Below are 6,054 nucleotides of genomic sequence, written 5' to 3' on the forward strand. Positions count from 1 at the left end.
CGTCGTCACAGTAGGGGTGGTGGGCGTCCGCCCCACAACACCCCTCCCCCCCCCCCCCCCCACCCCCCCCTCCCCCCCACCCCCCCCCCCCCCCCCCCCCCCCCCCCCCCCTCCGTCGTACGTACGGCCGTCGGTCAGACGGTGGTGATGACGTCGTCGTAGGCGAGGCGGGGGGAGCGCGGGTACCAAGCGTCGTCGCCCGGCTTGCCGATGTTGACGACCATCAGCGGGGTGTGGTCGCCGTCGAGGAACTCCTTCTGGACGCCGGCGTGGTCGAAGCCGGTCATCGGGCCCGCGGCCAGACCGGCGGCGCGGACGCCGACGATGAAGTACGCGGCCTGGAGGGCGGCGTTGAGACCGGCGGCGGACTCGCGGGCCGGACGCGTGGAGAAGAAGATGTCACGCGCCTGCGGGAAGTGCGGGAAGAGGTCCGGCAGTTCGTGGTGGAACTCGTTGTCGGCGGCGAGGATCGCGACCAGCGGGGCGGTGGCGGTCTTCGCCTGGTTGCCCTCGGCCATGTGCGGAACGAGGCGCTCGCGGGCCTCGGCGGAGCGGACCAGGACGATGCGCAGCGGCGTCTGGTTGAACGCGGTCGGGCCGAACTTGACCAGGTCGTAGATCGCCTGGATCTGCTCGTCGGTCACCGGCTCGTCCGTGAACGTGTTCGCGGTGCGGGCCTCGCGGAAGAGGAGGTCCTGGGCGGCGGGGTCAAGTACGAGAGACATGCGGCTACCTTCCGGGCGTGCTGCGGGGATCAGGCTGTGGTTGCACGGTAAGCCCACTTAGGTTAAACATTCAACTAAAGCGGGGTTCCCGTGACTGGCCTCACAGCCAACCGCGCACGGCCGCCGCTTCATTCCTCGAACGGCGCGGTGATTTCGCCGCGGTCCGCACCCGACCCGGCCGAACGCCGCCGGAGTGAACGCCTCCGGATCGGCCGCCACCGGATCGGTCACCTCCGGGTCGACCGCCTCTGGATCGGTCACCTCCGGGTCGACCGCCTCTTGATCGACCACCGCCTTCGTACCGGTCGCCGGCGTGACCTTCGGCGCGGCTCCCGCCGCCTCCGGGGCGGGCTCACACGGAGGCGTGAGGTGGCTTACCTCCGGCTCGGGTCCGGCTTCCCGTCGTTCGGGACGGCTGCTCGCGGCCCTGGGTCAGCTCTCCTCGGCGAGCGAGGCGTCCAGGCGCGCCCTGGCCCCGTCCAGCCAGCGGCGGCAGACCTTCGCCAGCTCCTCGCCGCGCTCCCAGAGCGCCAGTGACTCCTCCAGCGTCGTACCGCCCGCCTCCAGGCGCCGTACTACGTCGATCAGCTCGTCCCGGGCCTGCTCGTACCCGGGGGGCGTCGCCGCCTCGTCCGTTTCCGCCATGTGATCCACCTTAGGTAGGAGATGAGAAAAGCCGCGGCCAGGGGCTGCGCACCGGCCGCCGGTGTCAGTCCGCGACCCGTACCGCGAACTCGCCCTCCGCCACCCGGGCGCGCAGCGGGTCGTCGGCTGCTACCTCGTCCGGGGAGCGGACCACCGCGCCGTCCGCCCGCTGGAGCACCGCGTACCCGCGTTCCAGCGTCGCCGCCGGGGACAGCGCCACCACCCGGGCCCGCGTGTGGGACAGCTCCGAGTCCGCGCGGTCCAGCAGGTGCCCCAGCGTGCGCCGGCTGCGCGCCACCAGGGCGTCGACCTCCGCCTCCCGGTCGTCCACCATCCGCTGCGGCCGCTCCATCACCGGCCTGGCCAGCGCGTGCGCCAGCCCCCGCTCCTCGCGGTCGAGCAGGCCGCGCACGGTCCGCAGCGCCCGGTCACGGAGCAACTGCACGCGGTCCAGCTCCTCGCCGACGTCCGGCACGACCTTCTTCGCCGCGTCCGTCGGCGTGGAGGCGCGCAGGTCGGCCACCAGGTCGAGCAGCGGCGCGTCCGGCTCGTGCCCGATCGCGGACACCACGGGCGTACGGCACCCGAAGACCGTCCGTACGAGCTGCTCGTCCGAGAACGGCAGCAGGTCCTCGACGCTTCCCCCGCCCCGCGCCACGATGATCACGTCGACCTCGGGCAGCTCGTCCAGCTCCTTGACCGCCTGGACGACCTGCGCCACCGCGCTCACCCCCTGCACCGCCACGTTGCGCACCTCGAAGCGGACGGCCGGCCAGCGCCGGCGCGCGTTCTCCAGGACGTCGCGCTCGGCCGCCGACGCCCGGCCCGTCACCAGACCGACACACTGCGGCAGGAACGGCAGGGGCCGCTTGCGGTCCGGCGCGAACAGCCCCTCGCCCGCCAGCGTCCTCTTCAGCTGCTCCAGCCGCGCGAGCAGCTCACCGATGCCCACCGGCTTCATCTCCGTCGCCCGCAGCGACAGCTGCCCGCGCGGCGCGTACCACTCGGGCTTCGCGCGCACCACGACGCGCGCGCCCTCCGCCACCACGTCCGCGATCGGGTCGAAGACCTGCCGGAAGCACGTCACGCCCACCGAGATGTCGTGCGACGGGTCGCGCAGGGTCAGGAAGACGACCCCGGCGCCCGGCCTGCGCGAGATCTGCGTGATCTGTCCCTCCACCCACACCGCGCCGAGCCGGTCGATCCACCCGCCGATCAGGCGCGAGACCTGACCGACCGGCAGCGGGGCGTCCGCGGACGTATTCAGAGCCATGTACGAAGGCTAGCCGTCGGCACTGACACCCCCGCCGGTCCGACGCCCCCGCTGAGCGGCCACCACGCCCAGCCCCACCACCAGCCACACCGCTCCCACGACCTGGGCCGCGCCCGACGCCTCCACGATCACCGCGACACCGTCACCACCGCCCCCAGAACCGGCAGCAGCACGTGCCGCCACCACACCGGCGGCCCCTCCATCCGCCGTACGGCGAACCAGCTCACCACCGACACGTGCAGCAGCACGAACGCCGTCAGCGCCCCGACGTCGACCACCGACACGAGGTGGTCGAGACCGTCGTCGCGCCGTGCCGCCCACACCGCCGCGACCAGCGTCACCACGGCCGCCACCCCCAGCGCACGCCGCGGCGTCGACCTTCGCCAGGACGTGCGGCAGCCGCCGTTCCCTGGCCATCGCGAACAGCAGCCGCCCCGCGGCCGCCTGCCCGGCCAGCGCCGCGAACGCGGCGCCGACCGCCTTGCTCACCGCGACCAGATCGCCCAGCCAGGTCCCGATCGCGGCGTCGGCCGCGTCGTAGAACGCCGTCCCCTGCTTCCCCGGCGCCGCAGCCAGCTCCGCGGCGGTCACCGGCTGGAGCAGCGCCGCCAAGATACGTCTGCGCCACGAACAGCGCCCCGGCGAGAGCCAGGCAGAACAGCACCGCCCGCGCCACCCTCGCCGACCCGCCCGTCACCTCCTCCGCGAACGAGGCGATCGCGTCGAACCCGAGGTACGACAGCACTGCCACGGACACCGCGCCCACCACCGCCGCGAGCGAGAAGCCGCCCAGGGAACCGTCGCCGGTCAGCGGCGACAGCCAGCCGCGCCGCGCGCCGTCCTGCGCGAGCACCACGATCGCGGCCACCACGAACACCAGCAGCACCACGATCTCCATGGCCAGCACCGCGAAGCCGACGCGCGCCGCCGCCCGTACGCCGTACATGTTCAGCCCGGTCGTCACCACGACCGCGAGCGCCGTCCACAACCACGGGGACACGGGCGGGACGAGCGCGTGCATCGCGATCCCGGAGAAGAGGTACGCGACGGCCGGGATCAGCACGTAGTCGAGCGCCGCCATCCACCCGGCGATGAAACCGGGGCCCTCGCCGAGCGCCGTGCGGGCGTACGCGAAGACCGAGCCTGCCTGGGGGACCACCCGCACCATTTGGGCGTAGCTGAATGCGGTGAACGCCATGGCGACCGTGGCGACCGCGTAGACCAGCGCCACCGCGCCGTGGGACCTGGCGTCGAGCGTCCCGAAGACGCCGACGGGGGCCATGGGCGCGATGAACAGCAGCCCGTAGACGACGAGATCCCGGAATCCGAGGCTCCGCCGCAGTCCCGCCGTCTCCGTCAGGGTGCCTCCGTACGTCGCGATACGAGGAGCCGGGCGTCCAGTCTTGATCACGGAGGCGACCTCGGGCGTCCGTGGCGCGGCCTTACGATGGGGAACATGACTGCTACCGCCGCCCGTCGTGTCCTTCTCGCCGCTCCCCGTGGCTACTGCGCGGGCGTGGACCGTGCCGTGATCGCCGTGGAGAAGGCCCTCGAGCAGTACGGGGCGCCGATCTACGTCCGGCACGAGATCGTCCACAACAAGTACGTCGTGCAGACCCTGGAGAAGAAGGGCGCGATCTTCGTCGACGTCACGGCGGAGGTCCCCGAGGGCTCGATCGTCATGTTCTCGGCCCACGGCGTCGCGCCGACCGTGCACGCGGAGGCCGCCGAGCGCAAGCTCGCGACGATCGACGCGACCTGCCCGCTGGTCACCAAGGTGCACAAGGAAGCGGTCCGTTTCGCCAAGGAGGACTACGACATCCTCCTGATCGGCCACGAGGGCCACGAGGAGGTCATCGGCACGTCCGGCGAGGCACCCGACCACATCACCCTGGTCGACGGCCCCGAAGACGTCGCCAACGTCTCGGTGCGGGACGAGTCGAAGGTCGTCTGGCTGTCCCAGACCACCCTCTCCGTCGACGAGACGATGGAGACGGTCGACGCGCTGAAGCAGAAGTTCCCGAACCTGCTCTCGCCGCCCAGCGACGACATCTGCTACGCCACGCAGAACCGGCAGATCGCGGTGAAGAAGCTCGCCGAGGACGCGCAGCTCGTCATCGTCGTGGGCTCCAAGAACTCCTCCAACTCGATCCGCATGGTCGAGGTCGCCCTCGACGCCGGCGCCCCCGCGGCGCACCTCGTCGACTTCGCCGACGAGATCGACGAGGCGTGGCTGGAAGGCGTCACGACGGTCGGCCTGACCTCCGGCGCGTCGGTCCCCGACGTCCTCGTCGACGGCGTGCTGGAGTGGCTGGCCGAGCGCGGCTACGGCGACGTGGAGACCGTGAAGACCGCCGACGAGTCGATCACCTTCTCGCTGCCCAAGGAGCTGCGGCGGGACCTGCGCGCGGAAGCGGCCCGTCTCGCCGGCCAGTGACCGTCTCGCCGGGCCAGTGACCTTCGGCGCAACCGCCGCCACTGTCCGTGCCACACCGTAACGTTGTGTCCATGAACGTCTTCGGAGTGGACATCGGCGGATCCGGCATCAAGGGCGCGCCCGTGGACCTGGCGCGCGGCGACCTGGCGGAACCCCGGCACAAGGTACTGACCCCCCAGCCGGCGACGCCGGACGACGTCGCCGACAGCGTGCGGGAGGTCGTCGGTCACTTCGGCTGGAACGGGCCGGTCGGCATCACGTTTCCCGGAGTGGTCACGGACGGCGTCACCCGTACCGCGGCGAACGTCGACAAGGGCTGGATCGACGTCGACGCGCGGGCCCTGCTCGGCGAGCGCCTGGGCCTGCCCGTCACCGTGCTCAACGACGCCGACGCGGCCGGGGTGGCCGAGATGACCTTCGGCGCGGGCGCGGGCCGCAAGGGCGTGGTCTTCCTGCTGACCTTCGGCACCGGCATCGGCAGCGCGCTCTTCATCGACGGAAAGCTCGTGCCCAACACCGAGCTCGGCCACCTGGAGCTGAACGGCCACGACGCCGAGAAGCACGCCTCCACGAAGGCGAAGGAGGACGCGGACCTGAGCTGGCCGCACTGGGCGCACCGGGTGCAGAAGTACCTGGCGCACGTCGAGATGCTGTTCTCGCCGGAGCTGTTCGTCATCGGCGGCGGGGTCAGCCGCAAGGCAGAGAAGTTCCTGCCGCTGATCGAGGGTGTGCGCGCCGAGATCGTCCCGGCGCAGCTCCAGAACAACGCGGGCATCGTGGGCGCGGCGATGGCGGCGGGCGCCGGCTCGTAGAGCCGTCCCCGCTACTCCACGGGGTCGGGGGTGCCGCGGCGGGCCGCGCGCTGGGCGGCGGCGTGGGGGGGAGGGGGGGGGGCCCGCCACCGCAACACCCACCACAACCTTCGCACAGGGAGGAGGGACCACATGACGAAAATGCCACCATCCACACCAACC

At 72.2% G+C, this 6,054-nt stretch carries 5 protein-coding genes and 1 pseudogene; 2 read left to right on the plus strand and 4 right to left on the minus strand.

From position 1 onward, the window contains the following. Positions 1-134: 134 nt before the first annotated feature. From AC07FK_RS33855 to AC07FK_RS33870, 4 genes and pseudogenes are all read right to left on the minus strand, one after another. Complete coding sequence (locus tag AC07FK_RS33855) at positions 135-725, minus strand: malonic semialdehyde reductase (RefSeq protein ID WP_479108740.1); 591 nt, start codon at positions 723-725, stop codon at positions 135-137. A gap of 432 nt (positions 726-1,157) precedes the next feature. Then, positions 1,158-1,370: an exodeoxyribonuclease VII small subunit gene (locus AC07FK_RS33860; RefSeq protein ID WP_479108741.1), complete on the minus strand. Its 213-nt coding sequence runs from the start codon at positions 1,368-1,370 to the stop codon at positions 1,158-1,160. A 64-nt stretch (positions 1,371-1,434) separates the two neighbouring features. Continuing rightward, on the minus strand, positions 1,435-2,643 hold the full coding sequence (gene xseA / locus AC07FK_RS33865) for an exodeoxyribonuclease VII large subunit (protein ID WP_479108742.1): 1,209 nt from the start codon (positions 2,641-2,643) through the stop codon (positions 1,435-1,437). A 9-nt stretch (positions 2,644-2,652) separates the two neighbouring features. Beyond that, positions 2,653-4,024 (minus strand): annotated as a pseudogene (locus AC07FK_RS33870) (APC family permease). A gap of 66 nt (positions 4,025-4,090) precedes the next feature. Between AC07FK_RS33870 and AC07FK_RS33875 the strand changes: the two are divergent. Beyond that, entirely contained in the window at positions 4,091-5,080 is a 990-nt protein-coding gene (locus AC07FK_RS33875; RefSeq protein ID WP_479009951.1) for a 4-hydroxy-3-methylbut-2-enyl diphosphate reductase, read from the plus strand. Between the two features lie 71 nt (positions 5,081-5,151). Then, positions 5,152-5,892: a polyphosphate--glucose phosphotransferase gene (gene ppgK / locus AC07FK_RS33880; protein WP_479108743.1), complete on the plus strand. Its 741-nt coding sequence runs from the start codon at positions 5,152-5,154 to the stop codon at positions 5,890-5,892. The last annotated feature ends 162 nt before the right edge of the window (positions 5,893-6,054 follow it).

The sequence above is a fragment of the Streptomyces sp. NPDC046122 genome, from assembly GCF_056429965.1.

Excerpts from the sequence above, each read along its gene's own strand:
- xseA (WP_479108742.1), bottom strand. The coding sequence starts at position 2,643 with ATGGCTCTGAATACGTCCGCGGACGCCCCGCTGCCGGTCGGTCAGGTC.
- AC07FK_RS33855 (WP_479108740.1), bottom strand. The coding sequence starts at position 725 with ATGTCTCTCGTACTTGACCCCGCCGCCCAGGACCTCCTCTTCCGCGAG.
- ppgK (WP_479108743.1), top strand. The coding sequence starts at position 5,152 with ATGAACGTCTTCGGAGTGGACATCGGCGGATCCGGCATCAAGGGCGCG.
- AC07FK_RS33875 (WP_479009951.1), top strand. The coding sequence starts at position 4,091 with ATGGGGAACATGACTGCTACCGCCGCCCGTCGTGTCCTTCTCGCCGCT.
- AC07FK_RS33860 (WP_479108741.1), bottom strand. The coding sequence starts at position 1,370 with ATGGCGGAAACGGACGAGGCGGCGACGCCCCCCGGGTACGAGCAGGCC.